Annotated in this window: 19 protein-coding genes; 12 read left to right on the top strand and 7 right to left on the bottom strand. The window is 66.7% G+C overall.

Annotated features, from left to right (window positions below; genetic code table 11):
• Positions 1-36: 36 nt before the first annotated feature.
• Together ACEI37_RS05870 and ACEI37_RS05875 are read right to left on the bottom strand one after the other, a co-directional pair.
• Positions 37-1,638, bottom strand: a complete 1,602-nt coding sequence (locus ACEI37_RS05870) for a peptide chain release factor 3 (RefSeq protein WP_373375852.1) — start codon at positions 1,636-1,638, stop codon at positions 37-39.
• A 207-nt stretch (positions 1,639-1,845) separates the two neighbouring features.
• On the bottom strand, positions 1,846-2,814 hold the full coding sequence (locus tag ACEI37_RS05875; RefSeq protein WP_373375853.1) for a YihY/virulence factor BrkB family protein: 969 nt from the start codon (positions 2,812-2,814) through the stop codon (positions 1,846-1,848).
• Positions 2,815-3,018: 204 nt separating this feature from the next.
• Between ACEI37_RS05875 and ACEI37_RS05880 the strand changes: the two genes are divergently transcribed.
• The 3 genes from ACEI37_RS05880 to ACEI37_RS05890 all read left to right on the top strand — a co-directional run bounded on the left by ACEI37_RS05880 (position 3,019) and on the right by ACEI37_RS05890 (position 4,375).
• The gene (locus ACEI37_RS05880) at positions 3,019-3,216 is read left to right on the top strand and encodes a hypothetical protein (RefSeq protein ID WP_240988866.1); all 198 of its coding nucleotides are present in this window, start codon (positions 3,019-3,021) and stop codon (positions 3,214-3,216) included.
• Positions 3,217-3,643: 427 nt separating this feature from the next.
• Positions 3,644-3,865 carry a hypothetical protein gene (locus tag ACEI37_RS05885; protein ID WP_373375854.1) on the top strand — a complete coding sequence of 74 codons (222 nt, stop codon included), beginning with the start codon at positions 3,644-3,646 and terminating at the stop codon, positions 3,863-3,865.
• A gap of 99 nt (positions 3,866-3,964) precedes the next feature.
• The gene (locus tag ACEI37_RS05890) at positions 3,965-4,375 is read left to right on the top strand and encodes a hypothetical protein (RefSeq protein WP_373375855.1); all 411 of its coding nucleotides are present in this window, start codon (positions 3,965-3,967) and stop codon (positions 4,373-4,375) included.
• A 135-nt stretch (positions 4,376-4,510) separates the two neighbouring features.
• Here ACEI37_RS05890 and ACEI37_RS05895 read toward each other — a convergent pair whose 3' ends face one another.
• The 3 genes from ACEI37_RS05895 to ACEI37_RS05905 form a co-directional block, all read right to left on the bottom strand.
• Positions 4,511-5,878: a sigma 54-interacting transcriptional regulator gene (locus tag ACEI37_RS05895; protein ID WP_373375856.1), complete on the bottom strand. Its 1,368-nt coding sequence runs from the start codon at positions 5,876-5,878 to the stop codon at positions 4,511-4,513.
• A gap of 125 nt (positions 5,879-6,003) precedes the next feature.
• A complete protein-coding gene (locus tag ACEI37_RS05900; RefSeq protein ID WP_373375857.1) occupies positions 6,004-6,474 on the bottom strand; it encodes a hypothetical protein in 471 nt (156 codons plus the stop codon).
• 680 nt (positions 6,475-7,154) lie between these two features.
• Complete coding sequence (locus tag ACEI37_RS05905; RefSeq protein ID WP_373375858.1) at positions 7,155-8,519, bottom strand: NCS2 family permease; 1,365 nt, start codon at positions 8,517-8,519, stop codon at positions 7,155-7,157.
• Positions 8,520-8,948: 429 nt separating this feature from the next.
• Between ACEI37_RS05905 and ACEI37_RS05910 the strand changes: the two genes are divergently transcribed.
• Together ACEI37_RS05910 and ACEI37_RS05915 are read left to right on the top strand one after the other, a co-directional pair.
• Complete coding sequence (locus ACEI37_RS05910) at positions 8,949-9,152, top strand: cold-shock protein (protein WP_115699322.1); 204 nt, start codon at positions 8,949-8,951, stop codon at positions 9,150-9,152.
• 1,548 nt (positions 9,153-10,700) lie between these two features.
• The gene (locus tag ACEI37_RS05915; RefSeq protein ID WP_012354866.1) at positions 10,701-11,795 is read left to right on the top strand and encodes a replication protein RepA; all 1,095 of its coding nucleotides are present in this window, start codon (positions 10,701-10,703) and stop codon (positions 11,793-11,795) included.
• A 114-nt stretch (positions 11,796-11,909) separates the two neighbouring features.
• Here the strand turns inward: ACEI37_RS05915 and ACEI37_RS05920 are convergent, their stop codons facing one another.
• Complete coding sequence (locus ACEI37_RS05920) at positions 11,910-12,113, bottom strand: cold-shock protein (protein ID WP_006159056.1); 204 nt, start codon at positions 12,111-12,113, stop codon at positions 11,910-11,912.
• A gap of 377 nt (positions 12,114-12,490) precedes the next feature.
• On the opposite strand from ACEI37_RS05920, the gene ACEI37_RS05925 reads away from it, so the two are divergent.
• Positions 12,491-13,150, top strand: coding sequence for an AAA family ATPase (locus ACEI37_RS05925; protein WP_012354867.1), 660 nt, complete (start codon positions 12,491-12,493; stop codon positions 13,148-13,150).
• Positions 13,151-13,152: 2 nt separating this feature from the next.
• Complete coding sequence (locus tag ACEI37_RS05930; protein WP_373375859.1) at positions 13,153-14,169, top strand: ParB/RepB/Spo0J family partition protein; 1,017 nt, start codon at positions 13,153-13,155, stop codon at positions 14,167-14,169.
• 101 nt (positions 14,170-14,270) lie between these two features.
• Here ACEI37_RS05930 and ACEI37_RS05935 read toward each other — a convergent pair whose 3' ends face one another.
• Positions 14,271-15,875, bottom strand: coding sequence for a phage integrase family protein (locus tag ACEI37_RS05935; protein WP_373375860.1), 1,605 nt, complete (start codon positions 15,873-15,875; stop codon positions 14,271-14,273).
• 528 nt (positions 15,876-16,403) lie between these two features.
• Here ACEI37_RS05935 and ACEI37_RS05940 point away from each other — a divergent pair.
• The 5 genes from ACEI37_RS05940 (at position 16,404) to ACEI37_RS05960 (ending at position 21,112) form a co-directional block, all read left to right on the top strand.
• Positions 16,404-17,243, top strand: a complete 840-nt coding sequence (locus tag ACEI37_RS05940; RefSeq protein WP_373375861.1) for a response regulator transcription factor — start codon at positions 16,404-16,406, stop codon at positions 17,241-17,243.
• A 248-nt stretch (positions 17,244-17,491) separates the two neighbouring features.
• The gene (locus tag ACEI37_RS05945; RefSeq protein ID WP_373375862.1) at positions 17,492-18,037 is read left to right on the top strand and encodes a DNA-binding response regulator; all 546 of its coding nucleotides are present in this window, start codon (positions 17,492-17,494) and stop codon (positions 18,035-18,037) included.
• 95 nt (positions 18,038-18,132) lie between these two features.
• Positions 18,133-18,447, top strand: a complete 315-nt coding sequence (locus ACEI37_RS05950; RefSeq protein WP_373375863.1) for a hypothetical protein — start codon at positions 18,133-18,135, stop codon at positions 18,445-18,447.
• Positions 18,448-18,927: 480 nt separating this feature from the next.
• Positions 18,928-19,593 (top strand): phosphatase PAP2 family protein, encoded by a 666-nt coding sequence (locus tag ACEI37_RS05955; protein ID WP_373375864.1) that lies wholly within the window; start codon positions 18,928-18,930, stop codon positions 19,591-19,593.
• A gap of 115 nt (positions 19,594-19,708) precedes the next feature.
• A complete protein-coding gene (locus ACEI37_RS05960; RefSeq protein WP_373375865.1) occupies positions 19,709-21,112 on the top strand; it encodes an undecaprenyl-phosphate glucose phosphotransferase in 1,404 nt (467 codons plus the stop codon).
• The last annotated feature ends 28 nt before the right edge of the window (positions 21,113-21,140 follow it).

Genomic DNA, 21,140 nt, shown 5'->3' on the forward strand with positions numbered 1-21,140 from the left:
CATGGCGAGCCGTTTTGCTTTGCACGAGCGCGATGATCAGACGATCTCGCGCGTCTCCAGGAACTGCAGCTCCGGGAACCGCTCCTGCGTGAGCCGCAGGTTGACCATGCTCGGCGCCAGGTAGACATGGTCGCCGGCGCCGTCCAGCGCCACGTTATGCCCGGCCTTGGCGATCAGCTTCTCGATCTCGGCCGGCGCTCCCTTGAGCCAACGCGCGGTGGCGCATTCGTGCGATTCGAAGATGGCATCGACGCCGTACTCATGCTCCAGCCGGTGCGCCACCACGTCGAACTGCAGGATGCCGACGGCACCGAGCACCAGGTCGTTGGAGGCGAGCGGGCGGAACATCTGCGTCGCGCCCTCTTCCGCCAGCTGCTGCAGGCCCTTCTGCAGCTGCTTGACCTTGAGCGGGTTGTTCAGGCGCGCGCGGCGGAAGAATTCCGGTGCGAACGATGGGATGCCGGTGAACTTGAGCGGCTCGCCCTCGGTGAAGACATCGCCCAGGCGGATGGTGCCGTGGTTGGGCACGCCGATGATGTCGCCGGCGTAGGCCTCTTCGGTGGTGTTGCGGTCCTGCGCCATGAAGGTAATGGCGTTGTTGATCGCCACGGTCTTGCCCGCCGACACGTGCAGCAGCTTCATGCCGCGCTCGAAGCGGCCCGAGCACACCCGCACGAAAGCAATGCGGTCGCGGTGGCGCGGATCCATATTGGCCTGGATCTTGAACACGAAGCCGGTGAACTTGGGCTCCTGCGGCTCGACCACGCGCGAATCCGTATTGCGCGCCAGCGGCGGCGGCGACAGCTCGCACAGCGCATCCAGCAGCGACTGCACGCCGAAGTTGTTGATGGCCGAGCCGAAGTACACGGGCGTCTGCTTGCCGTTGAGGAAGGCCTCCTTGTCGAAGGTGTGCGAGGCTCCGCGCACCAGCTCGATTTCGATGCGCAGCTCTTCGGCCTGGCTGCCGAGGATGCGGTCCAGCTCGGGATTGTCCAGGCCGTCCAGGATCGCGGCCGTGCCCTTGTCGCCGTGGGGGTCGAACAGCTGCACCTTGTCGTCGATCAGGTGGTACACGCCGCGGAAGGCCTTGCCCATGCCGATCGGCCAGGTCATCGGCGCGCACTGGATCTGCAGCACGTCCTCGATTTCATCGAGCAGTTCGATCGGCGAGCGGCCTTCGCGGTCGAGCTTGTTGATGAAGGTCAGGATGGGGGTGTCGCGCAAGCGGCAGACGTTCAGCAGCTTGATCGTCTGCGCTTCCACGCCGTTGACCGAGTCGATCACCATCACCGCCGAGTCCACCGCCGTCAGCGTGCGGTAGGTGTCTTCGGAGAAGTCCTCGTGGCCCGGGGTGTCGAGCAGGTTGACGATGTTCTCCTGTGCCTTGCCGTCCGCACTGTCGCGGCGGTACGGGAACTGCATCACCGACGACGTCACCGAAATGCCGCGCTGCTTTTCCAGCTCCATCCAGTCCGAGGTGGCATGGCGGTCGGCCTTGCGCGCCCGCACTTCGCCCGCGACCTGGATCGCGCCGCCGAACCACAGCAGCTTTTCGGTCAGGGTGGTCTTGCCCGCGTCGGGGTGGGAGATGATGGCGAAGGTGCGACGACGCGCAATTTCAGGAACGAGCGAGCTCACGGCAGCGGAATCAGACTGGGAAATATTGGGATGGCCCGGCGGTGGCCGGAACCAGGACCGGCAGCGCCGCGGGCGGCCGCAGGGCCGGGCCCTGCGGGCACGCGAAGGGAATGGGGCGTTATTTTACCGGTTTGGCCGCCGCTACGGGATTTGCGTTGTCGCCTGGCGGGCCCGCACCGCGCTCCGTGGCCGCTCCGCGCGCCTCTGCTACTCGGCCAGCTTGTCCGCCGGCTTGCCACGCAGGCTGCCGAACTGCAGTGCGTACTGGCGCGTCAGCTCGGCGCCGAAGAAGAAGATCTGTGCCGAGTAGTACACCCACAGCATCAGCGCCACCACCGAACCGGCGGCACCATAGGACGAGGCCACGGCGCTGTTGCCCAGGTACAGCCCGATCAGCCGCTTGCCGATCGAGAACAGCAGCGCGGTGATGACCGCGCCCATGGTGACGTCGCGCCAGGCAATGCGCGCATTGGGCAGCATCTTGAAGATCACCGCGAACAGCACGGTCACCACCGCGAACGAAAACAGCGAGGAGATGACTTCGGCCACCGGCGCAAACCACGATTGCGTCCACAGCTGGCCCCAGATGCGCTCGACCACCGCCAGCGCCGCATTGACGATCAGCGACACCAGCAGCATGAAGGCCAGCACCAGCACCAGGCTGAACGACAGCAGGCGCGTGCGCAGCAACTGGCGCCAGCCGGCGGTGTCGGGCACCGGCACGTGCCAGATGTCGTCCAGGCTGCTTTTGAGTTCGGCAAAGGCGCTGGTGGCGCCGACGAAGAGGATGCCGGTCGCGATCAGCGCCGCCATGCCGCTGCCGCCGGCGCGGTGCGTCGCGGCCAGGATGCCCTCGATGGCGGCGGCGCCCTGATCGCCCACCAGCCCTTCGAGCTGCGCGAAGATCTCGCCACGCGCCGCCTCGGCGCCGAAGAACAGGCCGGCGATCGAGATCACCAGCACCAGGATCGGCGCCAGCGAGAACAGCATGTAGAAGGACAGCGCCGCACCCTTGCTGGCGGCGCGGTGCGCGAACCACGAGGTGATCGCGGCGCCCACGACGCGCAGCGTGCGCGCACCGGTGTGGCGGTCGGGCAGCCAGTGCGGACGGTGCCGGCGCGGCGGCGGCACGCCGTCGGCGGCGGGCGAAGAGGAAGGTTCGGTCTTGTCAGTCACGGCCTGGTGCTGGCGCGATCCGGCGCGGGGACCGCGGATGGATTGCGCCTGCCCGCGCGGCGGGCGCTGCGTTCATCATACTGCGCATTGCGCCGCTTGCCCAAGGCGGGCCTGGCGCGGCGCGCGGCGGGCGACCTGCTACAGTAAGACCAGGCATACCTGCCGGCGCATCCGTTGCCCGCGCGCCGGCGCAAGGAGGCACCCGTGACCTGCAACCTCCGCGCACGCCCGGCGGCCGTGCTGGCAATCATCGCCGTGCTCGGCTGCGCCGGCTGCGAGCGCAGCCAGCCCGGACCCAAGCCCATCTCCGGCACCGCGTCGGGCGCCGTGCCCTCGGCAGCGCCCGCTGCGACACCGTCCAGCCCCGCGAATCCCCCTGGCACCTCGGGCCAGCCCCGCTGACGGCACGCGCGCCGTGCCCCGCGCGTACCCGTTTCTGCGTAGCCATGCAGCGTTCCGTCTTGTTGGCGCGATGCACCGCGGTTACTCGCGTGCATGACTGATGTAAGGCCAGTTTCAACCGTGCAACGGGCTGCGCGGCCGTAGCGCCACGCGCCGCGCGCACGGCAAAGCGCCGGCCGGTGCGCGCCAGCGGCCGCCAGCGCCATGCCTGCGCCGCCATGGCACCAGCGCAACGCGTTGCAGTGGCGAAACCGATTGATCCAGCGCCGCCGTGCAGTGGCGACAAGGTACTGCGGACCGTCTCGCAAAGCCGCGTGCCACAAGCGTTTGCGGCCCTTGGCACACTTGTCGCTCTGGCTTGGCCAGGGCGCACAGTGCATGCCTGCGCCAGTTCCGTCAAACCCGTCCTCGCGCTGGAGATCACCACATGCGTCACCCGCCTTCCCGCATGACGGCGCGCCGGCGCGCATACCGCCTGGCCGGCCCGCCGCCGTCAGAGATGGACCTGGTGTCGGCGCCGCTGCTGCCCTATCCGCGCGCGCGCGGGCAAGTCGCGCGCAGCGCGCACGGCGTGGCTTGCGTGGCGATCCGCAGACCGGCGCAGGCCAGTGCGGCATGCCGCCGGCACGCGGGCAAGCGGCGCGCATGACAGGCCGACACGACAAGCGGGCACGCGAGCCAGCGTGACCGCGCGGATTAGTGTTCCGTCCCCCGGCGGGCACTTTTTTTCCACAGGGAGAAGCCGACCATGAAAGCTGCAATGCTCGCCACGGCGCTGGCGATCGGCTCGGGCAGCGCGGCGGCGGCCAGCTACGCGTGGTTCGACCGCCCTGACGCGGATGACGCGAACAGCCACGCCGCGGTCAGTCATGACGTCTATGTGCGCGGCTTCGGCTGGGCCTGGGGAGAGCTGAGGCTGGACCCGGACACGACCGGCGGCGAAACGCTCGCGCCGCGCGCGCGGCACGCACGCGACGGCCAGCACCGCCGCGACGTCGTGCCGGGGCCTGCGCAGGACGCCTGCGAGCCGCCGCGGCGGGCGCGCGGCAAGATCAGCATGAACCTCGCCACCGCACCGGCGCAGGCAGCCGGCGGCGGGTTCAGGGACGGATTCGCGGACGGGAAGTGGACCACGAAGCCCCCGCGGGTAGTGCGCTGACGTGCCGGCCGGCACGGGGAAAGGCGGAACCGGCGAGCGGACGTCGCCGGTTCCCCTTTCCCGCTGGCGCCTGTCATGGCCGTGGCACCGGCCGTGCGAACAACCGGGACACGTGACCGGTGCTGCTGACTGCCGCTATTCCCCCGCCGAGGCGTGGCTCTCCACACGGATGTTGTGCTTGTGCATGAGCCGGTACAGGGTCACGCGCGACACGTTGAGTTCGCGCGCGGCCGGCACCACGTGAAAGCCGTGGCTGGCCATCACGGTGCGTATCGCTTCGCGCTCGGCCTCTTCGCGGATCGCATCGAGGGTCTTGCGCGGCAAGTCGGCGCCGTTGTGCAGCTGCAGGTCTTCGGCGGTGATCTTGCGGTTGTCGGTCATCACGATGGCGCGGCGCACGCGGTTGATCAGTTCGCGCACGTTGCCCGGCCAGGCGTACTGCATCATCGCCTGCGTCGCGCACGCGGAGAACCCGCGGATGCGCCGGTGCGCCTCGTGGCCGTGCTCGGCCAGCACCGCATTGGCCAGCAGCAGGATGTCCTCGCCGCGCTCGCGCAGCGCCGGGATCGACAGCGTCAGCACGCACAGCCGGTGGAACAGGTCTGAACGGAAGCGGCCGTCGCTCTGCGCCGCGACCAGGTCCACGTGCGTGGCCGAGATGATGCGCAGGTTCAGCGGGATCGACTGGTGGCCGCCCAGCCGCGTAATCGTGCCCTGCTGCAGGAAGCGCAGCAGCGCCACCTGGCTTTCCAGCGGCAGGTCGCCGATTTCGTCGAGAAACAGCGTGCCGCCCTGGGCCTGTTCGATCCAGCCGATCTTGCGCTGGTTGGCGCCGGTGAACGCGCCCTTCTCGTAGCCGAACAACTCAGACTGCACCAGGTGCGAGGGAATCGCGCCGCAGTTGATGGCGATGAACGGGCCCTTGCGCCGGCTCGAGGCATCGTGGATGGCCTGCGCGGCCAGCTCCTTGCCGGTGCCGGACTCGCCCGAGATGAACACCGGCGCTTCGTTGTGCGCCACCTTGGCAAGCGAGCGGAACATCGCCCGCATCGCCGCGCATTCGCCGATCATGGTGCCGCGCGACGCGCTTTCTTGCGGGCGCGTGCCGTGCAGCGACGCCATGCCGCGCGCATGCCGCAGCGTGTACAGCAACTCCGGCATCGAGAACGGCAGGCGCACGTAGTCGACGCAATAGTCACGGATCATCCGCCGTACACGCTCGTTGGCCAGCATCGCATCGGAGGTGATCGCCACCCAGGTAACATGCAGGTACTGCAGCGCCTGTTCCAGCTGCGCGAACTCGGCCTCGCTGTAATCGGACTGCAGGTCGATCACGCCGGCCGTAGGCGGGCAGGCGCGCACCGTGCGCTCGGCATCGCGAACCTGCGCGACGCGGCGGATTTCCCATTCCGTGCCGATCACGGACGGGTCGAAACCAAAATCTTCATGACGCGACACGACCACGAGCTGTGCAGTGCGTGACGCCTTGCACAGTCGGTCCATCACGATCTCCCGGACGTTAGGCTTGTTCTTGGTGCCGGCACCCGTGGCCGCCGCAGCGGCGCGCGTCCGTGGCGGACGGTGGGGCTGAACTGGCTGCGGGCATGCGCCCGCGGTCGACGTCGGTGTCACGAGCTGGACAGACTGCGGGTGGATTCATCAGGCGCGGCAAGGTAATCCGCGCCCGGCTGGAGCTGCTCGCGGATGCGCCGCCGCATGGCCTCCTTCTCGCGCATCAACTCCACGCGAGGCGCCTGCGGCGACTGGCCGGAGTATTGGTAGTAGAGTGTCTTGTAGGTCAGCTGGCTCAGGATCCATTCCTGCAGCAGCGTGCGCTGGCGCGCCAGTTCCCCTTCGAGCAGCCGATGGCGACGCAGCAGGTTGGACACCGCCGCGCGGGCGCTGTCGCTGAGTTCGCTGTCTTCGGCAAGCAGCGCGGCAACATCGGCGGTGGCCGCGTCGCTCACGGCCCGTTTGGCGGGCACTTCGCCTGCGGCTTCCCCCACGGCAGCCCAGGCTGGATGCATAGATCGGATGGATCGGTTACTGGACTCCCTGACAGGCCCGATGACGGGTCGCCGGATCTCTCCTGCGGTCATGATTATCCCCGTTGAACAACATCCCCCGGCACTGCACGTCTACGTTTACCACTTTTCAGTCTTGGAATTTTCTTGTCTGCGTGGCGCGCATGTTGTCCGCACGCTCCCGGATCGTGGACGGCGCCGTCATTGATATTGACGGTCTCTGTCGCGAAAGCGCTGCCGTCCTGGCGCATTGCGCCGACGCGCTTCCGGCGTGGCTCCGGCACCTTGCCGCATACACCGGAGTCAAGAAGGGGCGCTTGCCGCGCCCCTCTTTGCCACGCCTATAGTTCAGTGCATTTGCGGCGGTTTGTCCAGCCCCGTGTGGGTGACTTACAGCCAATCTCATCCATTGGTATGAGCCCTCGCGCACACACGCGAGCGCGCTGGCATCGGCACGCCGCGGCACGCCCCCGCGTGCATACGGCGCGACCATACTACGCAGAAACGGGCACGCTCCAACACCCCACCGCGGCAGGGACATGCGCACGCTGCCGCAAGGAAACAGCCATGTAGCTGCGGCCTCGGACGGCACGCAGAATCGGGTACGCTTCACCGGCCGTGCCGCATCGGCAGCGCGCAGAAACGGGTACGCAGCAACATCGCACGCGCTACGCTGCGCGCCGTCACGGCGATAAAAAAGGCGGCCCCGAGGCCGCCCTGACAGCGAAACTCGTGGTGATCCGTTCGCGTGCCGGTCAGTGTCCCGGAAGGTAGTAGAACTTGAAGATGAACACGGCGGCAATGATCCACACCATCACCGGCACGCTGCGCGCGCGCCCGGTCAGCAGCTTGAGCGCCGCATAGCTGATAAAGCCGAACGCCACGCCGTTGGCGACGGAATAGGTGAAGGGCATCCCGAGCGCCGTCATCACCGCGGGCACCACCTCGGTGACGTCGTTCCAGTCGATCTCCAGCAGTTCGCGCAACATCAGGCACGACACATACAGCAGCGCCGGCGCGGTGGCATAGGCGGGCACCGTTCCCGCCAGCGGCGCGATAAACAGTGCCGCGAGAAACAGCACGGCCACCGTCACCGCGGTCAGGCCGGTACGTCCGCCGGCCTGCACGCCCGAGGCGCTTTCGATATACGCAGTGGTGGACGACGTGCCCAGGAACGAGCCCGCCATGATGGCGGTGCTGTCGGCCATCAGCGCCTTGTTGATTCGGTCCATCTTGCCCGCCTTGAGCAGGCCCGCGCGGTTGGCCACGCCCATCAGCGTGCCGGTCGCATCGAACAGCTCCACCAGGAAGAACACCAGCACCACGTTGATGATGCCGATCGACAGTGCCGCGGTGATATCGAGCTTTAGCAGCGTCGGGCTTAGCGACGGCGGCGCGGAAAAGACACCGTGAAAGGTGTTGCCGGCAAAGGCGAAACTCAGCAGCGTGGTGAGCAGAATGCCGATCAGGATGGCACCCTTCACGCGCAGATGGTCGAGCGCCACGATCACGAAGAAGCCGACGATCGCGAGCACCGCCGAAGGCTGGTGCAGGTCACCGATGGTCACCAGCGTGGCCGGGCTCGCGGTGACGATGCCGGCGTTTTTCAGCGCAACGATGGCCAGGAACAAGCCGATGCCTGCGGTGATCGCCACCCGGATCGAATGCGGAATGCCATTGACGATCATCTCGCGCACGCGGAACAGCGTCACCAGCAGGAACAGGCAGCCGGAGATAAAGACCGCGCCCAGCGCCGCTTCCCACGGGAAGCCCATGCCCTTGACCACCGTGTACGCAAAATAGGCGTTCAGGCCCATGCCGGGCGCCATCGCGATCGGATAGTTGGCGTAGAAGCCCATGATCAGCGTGCCGATCGCCGCGGCCACGCAGGTGGCGACGAACACCGCGTCCTTTGGCATGCCCGCATCGCCGAGGATGGAGGGATTGACGAAGATGATGTACGCCATCGTCAGGAACGTAGTGATGCCGGCCAGGATCTCGGTGCGGACATCGGTATGGTGCTCGCGCAGCCTGAATACCCGCTCGAGCAGCGACGGCGCGGCGTGGGGCGCTGCGGGGGTGGATGTGCCCGGCTTGGAAGCGGGATCCGGCATCGACATGAATGGTCTCCTGGTGTCTTATCGTGTCCGCGGCAACTGCAACCCGTGGGTCAGTACCGGTGCCGGTCGGGCTGGGCCTGCCCGCCGCGCATGCCCCGATCGGCAAGCGTACTTTGTACCGCGCGGCCCGGCCCCGTCACGGCGGGCACGAATAAGCAACATGAAAAAGGCGTGATGATCCCACGACGCGCACGCGGCGGGCCAGCCCCGATACCGGCGCAGCGGGCATGGCATGGGGCCACCCCCATCTTGACGGTGGGGACAATCCCCCGTATAAACGCGCCTAGATTCAAGCGACGAGGCAACAGTTCATTCGTTAGCCACCGTCTGGTACTTCGGTTGTCCATGGTGTCCTTTCCTTGAGTTCCCCGTGTCGGATGACGTGTTCGTCATGCGATCTATTTTTGTCCTTTTTCTGGAAAGCAGATCATGCAAACCGGTATCGTCAAGTGGTTCAACGACGCCAAGGGCTTCGGCTTCATCAAGCCGGACGCGGGTGGTGACGACCTCTTCGCTCACTTCTCGGAAATCCGTTCCGAAGGCTTCAAGTCGCTGCAGGAAAACCAGCGCGTGCAGTTCGAAGTCAAGAATGGCCCGAAGGGCCTGCAGGCCGCGAACATCACCCCGCTGTAAGCGTTGACGCCACGGCGCACCTGGTGTGCGCCACACAGCGTAAGAACCCCGCCCATGGCGGGGTTTTTTGTTTTCTGTCGCATCACGGTGCGGCCTCGGCTTCGCCTCCTCTTTCTCCCGCCTCTTTCTCCTCTTTTCCCGCGCTTGCCCTGATCGGACGCAGCTTGTCACCGCGTCGCCCAGCTTCGCAGAAACGGGTACGCAATGTTGCAGCGCAGTGCTCGCAGAAACGGGTACGGGCTATCCCCCTGGGCCTCACCCCACCCGCCGAATAATCACGCAGAAACGGGTACGCACTAGCCGGCTGCCCCGCGGATTGCGCCCATTGGGTACGCAGAATTGGGTACGCAGCGAAAATTTTTTGCGAACCAGTCTGCGCTTCCCGGCGCCGTCCACACCTTGATCTATCCACATCCCAGGCTCCGGCCAGCCGCCGCAGAAACGGGTACGCGCCGTGTTGCGGCGCAGAACGCGGCCATTGATGCCTCCCCATGCCGTCGGTTCGCAGAAACGGGTACGGAGTTACGCCGATTAGCCTGCAGGCGCTTTCGCAGAATTGGGTACGCACCGACGCCGCATTGTCAGGGGGCCATTCGCGGAGGCCAGGACGCCCTTCAACAGCGCCGCAGAAATGGGTACGCCAAGGCGACGCCTCTCCGCATCACGTATACGTCGGGTGTGAGTACTAGCTTTTTGTTTAAGCCATGCGTATAATGGAAACTTGGTGAAAGCTCCGTTCGCGTTCAGGGTGCAGTTGACGCAGAATCGGGTACGCCCTGCTAGGTCGCTACCTCATCCGAACACGCAGAAACAGGTACGCTGAAGAGCGCAGCCGAGCGCGGGGCCCGGGCGCAGAAACGGGTACGCCGCAGAAACAGGTACGCAACAGGATCCAGGGGCAGGCGATCTGAGGCCGGCGCAGAAACGGGTACGGTTTGGCAGGGACTTTCGCAGAAATGGGTACGCATGCGGGGGTCGCGGTGCCGGTTGTGCATCGGCGCGCGAACTTGTTTCTGCGGGGATAACCGCCTGGCGGCGCAGTTATCCACCGATTTCGGGCGGGAACCGGCGCTCCGGCGCGCCTTGCGGCCGGGGATCTCGCAGAATCGGGTACGCTTTGCGGGGTCTTGCCTGTGGAGAAGCCTGTGGGCGACGGCGGTTATCCCCGCAGAATCCGGTTCGCTCCGGCCGCAGATACGGGTTCGGGTGGTCGCAGATACGGGTTCGGCCCTTCGCTGAATCGGGTACGGATCGCCGCAGAATCGGGTTCGCGGGGCGGTGATTTCCCCTTACGAATCAATGGGCTTGGCTTCACGTATACGGTTTACAAGTAGTTAACCCGTATCGGTATCGTTTACTGGTAGGTAATGGCTGGCGAACCGTGGACAACCCTGCCGGGTTGCCCACCGTCCGCCACCATGCGACCAGCCATTAGATCCTCCCGGCTGGCAGGAACCCCGCTGGCAATGCGGTCGCTTGTGTACCTGTTTCTGCGTGACAAGCTTTGCGGCTTCGAGTACAAAGGCGGGTAATCCGAAGCAAGCCACTATGCCCATCAAACGCTCCCCGGCCGCCACGGGGGATCGAAGCGTCCTCGACCTGGACGCCGAACCCTCCCGCATCATTGTTCCCGGCAACGAGAACAACCTGGTTCCGTCCGAGAAATTCCAGCGCCTGTTCGACGAAGCGCAGGCCATGGAGCGCGAAGACGCCTGGCAAAGCGGCGAGGTCGGCTTCCTTAGCCGCGCCAGCGTCCAGGTCACGCTGCCATATCGCGCGCCGAAAGGCGCGCCGCCGGTCTGGACCCGCACCAGCGGCAATATCTCGCTGATGATCCAGCCGGGCTATTTCACCCAGCAACGCTCCGAGCGCGCCGCCAACGGCCGCCAGAAGCTGGTGTCGGAGACGGTGTCGCTGGGATACCCGTATGGCTCCTATCCGCGCCTGATGCTGGCCTGGATCGGCAAGGAGATCATGGCGAAGAAAAAGCGCGGCGAATTCACCGGCACGGTGGAAGACCGGCGTATCTCGCTTGGCAATTCGCTGTCGGAGTTCATGTACAACCTCGGCATCCCGATGGCCACCGGGGGCAAGCGCGGCACCATGACGCTGGTACGCCAGCAGATGATCCGCCTGTTTTCGGCGACCATCGCCATCGTGCAGAACAAGTCGACGCCGAGCCAGAACCAGAACCCCAACCACGAGCCGCTGTCGATCGATCGCGTGGGCTACCTGCTGGCCGACCAGCTGTCGACCTGGTGGGATCCGATGCAGCCCGGCCAGGGCTCGATGTTCGAGAGCTTCGTGGTGCTGTCCGAGCCGTTCTTCAACGAGCTGGTCAACCGGCCGGTGCCGGTGGATATGCGCGCGCTGAAGGCGCTCAAACAGTCGCCGTTTGCGCTCGACGTCTATTCGTGGCTGACCTACCGGTTCTTTACGATCCAGCGCCGCACCGAGATCCCCTGGGAGGCGCTGCAGATGCAGTTCGGCACGGAAACCGAAAGCGAACGCAAGTTCCGCGCGCTGTTCCGCAAGGCCCTGAAAGACGTGCTGGTGGTCTACCCCGGTGCCAAGGTCGACGCGGATTCGTCCAAGGCGCTGATCCTGCAGCCGTCGCGTACCAGCGTGCGCAAGCTGGGCTGACACCGGCGACGGGCAAACCGGCCCGGACGCAAAAAAGGCAAGCGCGAAACGCTTGCCTTTTTTGTTGCCCGCTGCGAACGCGTCGCGGCGGGTGAGAGCTCAGCCGAGGCTGGATCAGGCCGGCTTGATCGCCGAAGCCTGCAGGCCCTTCGGGCCTTGCTTGACTTCAAACGTCACGCGCTGCCCGTCCTTCAGGGTCTTGAAGCCCGAGCCCTGGATTTCCGAGAAGTGCGCGAACAGGTCTGCACCACCGTCGTCCGGGGTAATGAAGCCAAAGCCCTTGGTCTCGTTGAACCACTTGACCGTACCGGTTGCCATAGGAATTTCCTTTTCGAAGCAAGTTCTTGTACACAACGCAAACAACCGTTCAAGCACGTTGAGTTCTCGTAGATACCGAACGGAAGCCGACGAGGTGACACGACTTGACTCGACTGTAGCGCGCATCATAACCACTTTGGATTACGGTGTCATGTGCGGCGTAATGCGCACTACAGATACTTTAGGCACATTCCGGTCCGATTTTCAAGCAATTTTACCGACTTGCGTGATTTCCCCCGTCTTAGGGACAGTTCTGCGTCCGTGGGGATGAAACACTTTTTTTGTTAAATTGGAAAACGGTTGATACGTCACCTGGTTTTGGCTACAGTTGCGCCTTAAGAATCAACCGCGCTTTCAGCGCTGAAAGAGAGGTCGCAGTGCCAGCCAAAATCATTACGGTCTTCAACCAGAAAGGCGGTTGCGGCAAGACGACGGTCAGCATGCACCTTGCCGGCACACTGGGATTGCGCGGCGCGCGTTCGATGCTGGTCGACATGGACGAGCAAGGCACCGCCACCCGATGGGCGGCGCAGGCCAGCGACGAGCGGCCGTTCCCGGCCTCGGTCATCGGGCTGGCGCCCTCCGGCGGCGCCATGCACCGCGAAGTTCGCAAATTCGTCCAGGACTATGACTACATCGTTGTGGATTGCCCGCCAGCGGTCCATTCGGCGGCGCCATCCAGCGCGCTGCTGATCTCCGATCTCGCCATCATTCCCGTCGTGCCGTCCCCGCCTGACCTGTGGGCGGCAGTGGCTGCCAAGACGCTGGCCCAGCACGCGCAGGTACAGAACGAATCGCTGCTGATACGGGTCATGGCCAATATGGTCCAGCGCCGCGTGTCGATTGCCCGCCAGGCGATTGAAATTCTTGGGGACGATGGCGACGTCCCACTGTTGAATTCGATGATCGGCTCACGTTCGGCGTTCCGCGAATGCCAGGCGATCGGCTGCACCGTCCACGGCGTGGCTGGCGCGCGCGAGGCGGTGCAAGAGGTCGACATGATGGTCGATGAAGTGTTGTCTTTGATTGAGCAATAGGCATGGCTACCAAACTAAAGAGCCTGAAGGCAGGCATGCTCGCCGGCATGGCGGCCGAGAAGAGCCGGAACGATACGATGGACCGCTTCGCACGGGCGGAAGCGGCTATTTCCCAGCATCCCAACGGACTGCTGCAGGGCAGGGGGGCGGCCGAAACGTCTCCCGGTTTCAGCGCTGAAAGTCTCGACGACGTCGCCGCGGGCCGGCAGCTGATCCGGATTCCGCTGGCGCAGCTGCATGACAACCCGCTGAATGCGCGACGCATCTACGATCCTGCCGTGGTGCAGGAGCGTGCCGCATCGATCGCCACGCACGGCCAGAAGACCCCGGGCCTGGCGGCGCCGGATCCGGCGCGCCCCGGCCACTACATCCTGATCGACGGCCATTACCGCAAGCGAGCCCTGGCATCCGCCGGCAAGCTCGAAATGGAATGTTTTGTCGAGAACGACCTGAGCGACCTGGATTTCTACCGGCTGTCGTTCATGCTGAACGAGCAGCGCTCCGACCAGTCCGCGCTCGACAATGCCATTGCCTGGCGCCAGCTGCTCGATGAAGGCAAGGTCCAGAAGGAAGAGGAGATCTGTGAGCTGACCGGCATTTCCGCGGGCACGGTGAACAAGACCCTCGCGTTGCTGCGCCTGCCGGAGTCGGTGCTGAGTGTGATGCGCGAATGCCCGAGCGCGATCGGCATTGCCGCCGGCTACGAGCTGACGCTGTACTTCAAGCTGGCGGGCGAAGAACGGACCCGCGAGCTGGCGGGGCGCATCATCCACGATGGCCTGTCGAGCCGTGAGGTCGAGGCGATCCGCAAGCAGGCGCAGGAAGGCAAGGCGCGCAAGGTAAAGGAGATCAGCCGCCAGTACAAGATCCGCACCGACAGCGGCCAGTTGCTCGGCACCATCAAGGAATGGGATTCCGGACGTGTGATGCTGGACGTGCAACTGACCGATCGCAGCGCGCGCGAGGCCCTGGTTGAAGCCCTGAAGTCTCGCTTCGGACTCGACAAGACGTTGCTTTGAAGCTTTGAAACGGTCGGCGGTTCGGCGCCGCGGTGACGCGGGTGCCGACATGCCAGGCGGGCGATATGCAGGGGGCAGCGGCGACACTGCCCCATCGTTTTTCAGGCCAGCAGATCGCGCGGCGAACGTGCCGCGAATGCCGGGTCACAGCGCTTGCGATAGCGCTCCAGCATGGCCGCCAGCAAGGCATGCAGGCCGCGCACCGAATAGCCCCCCAGCGGTTGTGCCGCGCGCTTGCGGCGGGCACGCCCGGTGGGCGGCGCCGTCGCCGGGCCGATCAGGCATGCGTCCTCCATGCCTGGACCATCCCATTGCAGATTCCGGTCCTCCCAGTGGCGCGCCAGCGCCGTCCGGGTCGCGGGCGCAAGGCCGCTCCCCGCAAAGAGCGCGTCCACGTGATTGCCCAGGGTTGTTGATGCGATGGCCATGCCATCTGCGGGCCCGCCTGAGGACAGCGATCGCAGCGTCGCCGATGACAACTGATCCAGGCTGAGCTCACGCTCGCGCAACAGCAGGATGGCGGCGTGCGCGGCGCGGTAGCGCTGGCCGTCGCTGGCCTCGGCCTGCGATGTCAGCCATGACAGGAAGGCAGCGACGCTGTCTTCCGGCAGCGGAGCGCGGGCGGACGGCGCAGCCGCCTCCGCGTCCGGCACCGTCGTCATTTCGGCCCCGATCTGCGCCGGCCAGCGCGCCGCGCAAGGGTAGCCGTTATCATGCATCCACCGGAACAACGCGGCCAGCACGCGCAGGCTGTGGCGCTGGCTGGCCGGGCGCAGCGGGCCCGTCAGCGGCCGCCATGCGGCCTGGTGCCGCGGCGCGCGCGGCCCGCACCAGCGGTTGGCGGGTTCGGGGCTGGCCAGGAAGCCCAGGTAGGCCTGGCGGTCGTCCAGGTCCAGTTGCGACAGCCCCTTGCCGCGCTCCAGCGCCGCCCACAGCAACAGCCGCTCCGCCTCCTTGCGATACGCGGCAAAGGTGCTGCCGTGGCCGTCGGTGGTATCACGCAGCCACGCCTTGACCACCGTTACGCCGTGGCTGTACGGACAGGCGTCGCCGGCGCCGATAGCCGCCGCCGGCGCCTCGCTCAGCAACTCGAGCGGCAACGGCTGCCGCAGCGCCGGACCCAGCGCCGCCGCTTGCAGCGGCGCCCGGTTCCCAACGTGCGCGTGCAGCAGCGGCGCGCCATCGGCACCCTTGAAGACCGTGCGATGCTCGCCGAGCCAGCGGTTGATGGCGGTGCCGGCAAGCGCCCCAATGCGTGGCACGGCTCGCCACCAGGCAGTACCGCGCTGATTGGACAGGTCCAAAAGAGCTTTAAGCGTCACAATACCGGCATTGCGAAGGCGCCGTGCCAGTGCCGGAGCGAACCACAGTTCCACGCTGTGCTGGGCCTGCGGAGCCGCCGTGCCCAGTCTCTCCAGTTCGCCGAGCGCATCCACCCGACGATCCATGCCGCGGTTCGAGCGCCCGGGGCCGGCCAGCAGCAGCTCGGCCAGGTCCGCGCGCCCGTGCAGGTGCGCGAGCTGGACCATGCGGTCGCGCAAGGCCAGCAGCATGCGCAGCGCCGACTCGGCGGCGGCGTCATCGTCATCCGTGTCGTCGGAGAGATAGCGGGGGACCACCATCGCGGCCGGCATGCCCTGGACATAGGCACGCACGGCGGCGAATTCGCTGCGGGTCAGGCTGACAGAGGGCGCGGCAGGAATCATTCGGCAGCTTGCGCAGTATCGCTAACTTATTGATTTATAACGCACCCAGAGCGAGGCAGAAATCGTCCGACCCAAAATGCATAGCAAAACACAATGCCGATAATTTTATGCGCGATGGCGTAGTATGCACAGGCCCGCCACCCAGTTTTCGTCCATATGCTGCAATCAGCCGGCGTCAGACCGGCGGGCGTGGCGCAAAGCGCCGGTTGGGGATTACCCGCTGCAGCGCACCATCACCTTGCATTCATTGGGCGCGTTTCATATGCTGCAGCTCAGGAGTTATAAATACTTAGATCAGACTTCAGCCGAATCTAAGGCTCTTGCAACAGAAGCGTTTCACACGCACACCGGGGCGATCCGGTATCTCCAGGGAAACGACGACCTGCAGCCAGACGGGAAGGCTGTGCGGCGTCCCCGGAGCAAAGGCGGATCGTAGGGAGGTGCAACCGCAGGATAGCGGGGCACGTCCGACAAGCAAGCACGGATTTTCGCGGGGTCCGCGCTTGCCGCAATAATAAGAGAGCGGCCATGGCCACCATCCTCTTGATCGAGCCTCACCCCCTCCTGCGCCTGGGTCTGCGCCACCTGCTGGCCCAAGCACACCTCGACGGCGACCTGCTGGACATCGATCCGCTGGCGCCCATCGATTCCGACCTGTGGCTCAACGACGCCGACCTGATGGTCTACGGACTGCCGGCCGACCAGGCCAGCGGCTGGTCCATGCTGGAGCAGCTGTGCCAGCGGCTGCGGCCGCAGCGGGTGCTGGTCCTCAGCGAGCAAGCGATGCCGGCGCTGCCCGAGGCCGGGCTGCCGGAGCCGGTGCGCGGCTGCGTGCCCAAGCATTGCAGCGCCGACGCGCTGGATGCGGCGGTGCGGCTGGTGCTGGCCGGCGGCGAATGCTTCCCGGCGTCGAGCCAGCCGTTGCCGGGGCGGCACGCCGGCACGGACGCTGCGGCGCGCGTCGCGCCGGCGGCTCCCGGCGATGCCCGGGTGGTGACGCTGCGCCCCGGCGTCGACGATGCCGGCCACGATAGCGCGGCGCCGGTGGCGCAACGCCAGTTTGCCGCGCAAGCCACCGCGTACGAAACGCCATCGGCCGGCGCGCACTTGCTCAACATCACCGAGCGCCAGTACGAAGTGCTGGCGTTGCTGGCGCGCGGCTATCCGATCAAGACCGTCAGCCGCATGCTGAACATCTCGATCGCCACCGCCAAGACGCATGCCTGCACCCTGTATCAGCGCCTCCATGTGCGCAACAAGGGCGAAGCGGTTTACGTGGCGCTGCAAAGAGGTGCCACGCTCAACTGGGCGGGACCGGACCCGGCTGCCGCGCCGGCGCGCATGCCGCCGGTAGGCCAGGCGGCCTGAGCCGGTGGCGCGTGCCGGCGATGCTGGCCGCGCGCTTCCGTTCGCCTCATCCTTCTGCTGCGAGATGCTCCGCCAAAAGCATGAGGCAGGGGTGGCGGCGGCTTGCTACCTTCTGAGGGAAGACATCCGCACAGACCGACGCCGGCGGTTGGCGCTGGTGCGATGCCTTCCCCGCCGGGCCGCCCGCAGCCCGGCTCCGACCGCGCGGCCGCTGTCATGGCCGCACGGGTTGCCGCCGGACAGAGTCAATGCCGACCTACCTGATCGCCAGCAATGAAATGATGTGCCGGGTGTTGGCACGACGCCTGCACGCGCTCGACCTGCCCAGGCCGATCAACTGCCGCACGCCGCAATGGCTGCAAGCCGCGGCGCATGCCCCGTCATCGGCTGCGCCGGCGCAGACCGCAACGCACGACCTTCAGGCCGTCCCGGGCCACACGCCCGCGCAGGCCGCCGCGCAGCTGCCGCCGGATCCCGCGGATATTGCCGTGATCGATTGCAGCGGCCTCGAAGGCGATCCCCGCGCGTGGCTGGACCAGCTGCACGCGCGCCTGGCGCCGCGGCGCTGGCTGGTGTTGTCGGATCGCCTCGATCCCGCACTGATCCTGCATGCCGCGCTGCTCGGTGCCAGCGGCTGCCTCGCGTTGCCCGCGGCGATGGAGCTGGTGTGCGCGGCTACCGCGCTGGTGTGGGCAGGCGGCCAGTGTTTCCCGCGCATGGCGCTGTCGCTGGGCGGGGCGCGTGCGACTGCGCCCTCCCTCCTTTGTGCGACCCCTCCTACAACCACCGGATGAGGGCGCAATATTGCTGATGGCCTATGCTTGATTCGCCCGGAGGCAGAAGCTGGCCCTCATTTGCAGGCTGGCCGTCCCGGGAAGAAGGGGGTCGTATGGAGGCCGGACTGGAGTTCCTCGTCGTGCGCGGCTTTGCGGTGCGCGAGGGCCGGGGAAAGTGGGCGTGCTGCTTCGAGATCAGGCTCGCCGCCCGTCATGACGAAGGCGGTGGCGCGGATGGCGCTGCCGGCAGCGATGAGCCGCTGCTGTACCGGGGAGAACTGCACGGGCGCCAGTTCGATTGCGAGCTGGCCGCCGCCGATGCCGCGCGCGCGGCCGGCGAGCGCGAAGCCTTGCTGCGCGTGGAAAGCCTCAAGGCGCTGATCATCGCGCAGCATCGGCACCGCGTGCCGCCGTCAGTGGTGAGCTGAACCTGCAGGCACGCGCAGCTGTTGTGCAGCGGCACCCGGCGCGAGCGCCCGGTGCCGCTGTGCATTTGTGCGGGCCGCATCGGGTTGGCCGCATCGGTGGGCTGCACTGAAGGGCCGCACTGATAGGCCGCATTGTGTGGGCCGCATGATCTCGCCGTTGCTGCCGCCATCTCGACCATGCCTTCCCGGCCGGCAAAAAAAGAAGCCCGCCGACCGGGGGACCATGCGGGCTTTGAAAACGCTGCCCCGGTGATGCAAGGGCAGCGATCCCGATTGAACATATCGAATTGCGCAAAGACTCTCTATCCACCAGACGGCCAATGCAGTCATGCACTCTCAACCTGTCTGCACCCTGACCCGCGCCGGCCGCGGCCGCGCTGCGCGCGCGTGCGGCGCTGGACCAAGCGGCCGATGCCGCCACGCGCGACGCGGTGATACGCTGCGCCACCAGACCCTGACACTTACCGCTTGCGCCTGCCCATGAGCCACTGGCATCTCGTTTCCCTGTTCGGCGAATCCGCGTACCTGCTGCCTTGCGCCGTGTTCCTGGCGTTGTGGCTGTACTGGCGTGGCGCGCCCGGCAGCGCGCGCCACTGGGTGCTGGCGTTTGCCGCGGCCGCGCTGCTGGTGCTGGCGTCCAAGCTCGCGTTCATGGGCTGGGGCATTGGCAGTGCGGCACTGAACTTCACCGGTTTCTCCGGCCACGCGATGATGGCGGCGTCGGTGCTGCCGGTGCTGCTCTACCTGGCGGTGCCGGCCGCGTGGCGGCGTTTGGGCTGGCTGGCGGCGGCCGCGGGCGTGGCGCTGGCATTGCTGGTGGGGGTGTCGCGGCTGGCGCTGCATGCGCACTCGGTGTCGGAGGTGGCGGGCGGCCTGGGCGTGGGCCTGTGCGTGAGCCTGCCGTTCATCGTGCGGCGCACCACGCCGCACGGTCCGCTGGCGATGGTGCTGGCGAGCGTGGTGCTGGCCACCGCGCTGGTGATGCCGATGACCCGCACCGTGGGCGCCTCGCACGCGTTGATCCAGCAGCTTGCCATGCTGCTGTCCGGCCGCGACCGCCCTTTCCAGCGCGGCGAATGGGCCCTGAACTGGCGCGCGCCCGGGTACGCCAAGATCCACGCCGCGGGGCGCACCGAACCCTGCTGAGCGCGGCCGCCAGCGCCGATTTCCCCGCCACGGCCTGTGTGCGCCCGCCAACAGACACTGGCGGGCGGCTCGGCAACCATCGCCCCATCGAGCATTGCATTCGCGGTGGGCAGCCATGGCATCCAGTTCGACCTTTACGGCAGAGCGCCACACGGCGCTGCACTTGTTGTACCGGCTGGCCGACGCGGTGCTGGTGGGCGCCTGCGCGGTGATGATCGGTGCGCTGTACTTTCCCGAGGGCATCCGCGGTGCCGCGCCGGTGCACGGCTTTCTTGCCGCGCTGTGTTCGATCGGGGTGCTGGCGGTGTTTCCCGCCTTCGGCATCTATGAATCATGGCGCGGCCGCAGCCGTGCGGCGCTGGTGCTGCGCCTGCTCGCCGCATGGGCCACGGTATTCATCGTCGGGCTGATGACGGCGTTCCTGATGCACCAGATCGCCGCGGTGTCGCGGGTCTGGTCGCTGGGCTGGTTCGGCTCCAGCCTGCTGGCGCTGGCGGGGGTGCGTGCCGTCATGTTCCGCATGCTGGGCAATGTGCGGGAGCAGGGCATCAATGCCAAGCGCGTGGTGATTTTCGGCTACGGGCCGCTGGGGCGCGAGATGTACCTGCGCGTGGACCAGATCCGCGCCGCGGGCTACCGCGTGGTCGGCATCTACCATGAGGAGCCGATCGCGGTGCCCGACGGCGTGGTCTCGCTGCGCACCATGGAAGAGGTCAACCTGTTCGTGCGCAGCCAGGCCGTCAGGGAGATCTGGCTGACGCTGCCGATGGTGGCGTGCCGCGACCTGTACGACGTGGTGCGGCAGTTCCGCAACGAGCTGATCGACATCCGCTGGATCCCCGACGTGATGTCGGTGGAGCTGCTCGGCCACCGCTTCAGCGAGTTCCTCGGCCTGCCCGTGATCGACCTGAACAGCCCGCCGGTATCGGGCATCACCGGCCTGCTCAAGGCCAGCTTCGACCGTGCCTTCGCGCTGGCCGCGCTGGTCGGGCTGGCGCCGCTGCTGCTGGTGGTGGCCGTGCTGGTGAAGCTGTCGTCGCCCGGGCCGGTACTGTTCCGGCAGCGGCGGCTGGGCATGGACGGGCGCCCGTTCGACGTCTTCAAGTTCCGCACCATGCGCCAGCACGCCGACGTGGGCGTGACGCAGGCGGTACGCGGCGATGCGCGCGTGACGCGGGTCGGCGCCTTCCTGCGCCGCACCAGCCTCGATGAGCTGCCGCAGTTCTTCAACGTGCTGCGCGGCGAGATGTCGGTAGTGGGCCCGCGCCCCCATGCGATGGAGCACAACGAGCTCTACAAGGAGCTGATCGACCGCTACATGCTGCGGCACCGGGTCAAGCCAGGCATCACCGGCTGGGCCCAGATCAACGGCCTGCGCGGCCAGACCGATACCGTCGAGAAGATGCGCCGGCGGATCGAGTTCGACATCTACTACATCCAGCACTGGTCGTTCCAGCTCGACCTGCAGATCATCCTGCGCACCGCGCTGCACGGCTGGACCGGCGCCAGTGCGTATTGAGGCGCAGCTGCGGCGGTACCCGGGGGCG

It is taken from the genome of Cupriavidus nantongensis, from assembly GCF_041726985.1.
Lineage (GTDB): Bacteria > Pseudomonadota > Gammaproteobacteria > Burkholderiales > Burkholderiaceae > Cupriavidus > Cupriavidus nantongensis_A.

Coding starts and splice junctions, on each gene's coding strand:
- ACEI37_RS05885 (WP_373375854.1), top strand. CDS start 3,644: ATGCGTCACCCGCCTTCCCGCATGACGGCGCGCCGGCGCGCATACCGC.
- ACEI37_RS05890 (WP_373375855.1), top strand. CDS start 3,965: ATGAAAGCTGCAATGCTCGCCACGGCGCTGGCGATCGGCTCGGGCAGC.
- ACEI37_RS05895 (WP_373375856.1), bottom strand. CDS start 5,878: ATGGACCGACTGTGCAAGGCGTCACGCACTGCACAGCTCGTGGTCGTG.
- ACEI37_RS05900 (WP_373375857.1), bottom strand. CDS start 6,474: ATGACCGCAGGAGAGATCCGGCGACCCGTCATCGGGCCTGTCAGGGAG.
- ACEI37_RS05905 (WP_373375858.1), bottom strand. CDS start 8,519: ATGTCGATGCCGGATCCCGCTTCCAAGCCGGGCACATCCACCCCCGCA.
- ACEI37_RS05910 (WP_115699322.1), top strand. CDS start 8,949: ATGCAAACCGGTATCGTCAAGTGGTTCAACGACGCCAAGGGCTTCGGC.
- ACEI37_RS05915 (WP_012354866.1), top strand. CDS start 10,701: ATGCCCATCAAACGCTCCCCGGCCGCCACGGGGGATCGAAGCGTCCTC.
- ACEI37_RS05920 (WP_006159056.1), bottom strand. CDS start 12,113: ATGGCAACCGGTACGGTCAAGTGGTTCAACGAGACCAAGGGCTTTGGC.
- ACEI37_RS05930 (WP_373375859.1), top strand. CDS start 13,153: ATGGCTACCAAACTAAAGAGCCTGAAGGCAGGCATGCTCGCCGGCATG.
- ACEI37_RS05935 (WP_373375860.1), bottom strand. CDS start 15,875: ATGATTCCTGCCGCGCCCTCTGTCAGCCTGACCCGCAGCGAATTCGCC.
- ACEI37_RS05940 (WP_373375861.1), top strand. CDS start 16,404: ATGGCCACCATCCTCTTGATCGAGCCTCACCCCCTCCTGCGCCTGGGT.
- ACEI37_RS05945 (WP_373375862.1), top strand. CDS start 17,492: ATGCCGACCTACCTGATCGCCAGCAATGAAATGATGTGCCGGGTGTTG.
- ACEI37_RS05950 (WP_373375863.1), top strand. CDS start 18,133: ATGGAGGCCGGACTGGAGTTCCTCGTCGTGCGCGGCTTTGCGGTGCGC.
- ACEI37_RS05955 (WP_373375864.1), top strand. CDS start 18,928: ATGAGCCACTGGCATCTCGTTTCCCTGTTCGGCGAATCCGCGTACCTG.
- ACEI37_RS05960 (WP_373375865.1), top strand. CDS start 19,709: ATGGCATCCAGTTCGACCTTTACGGCAGAGCGCCACACGGCGCTGCAC.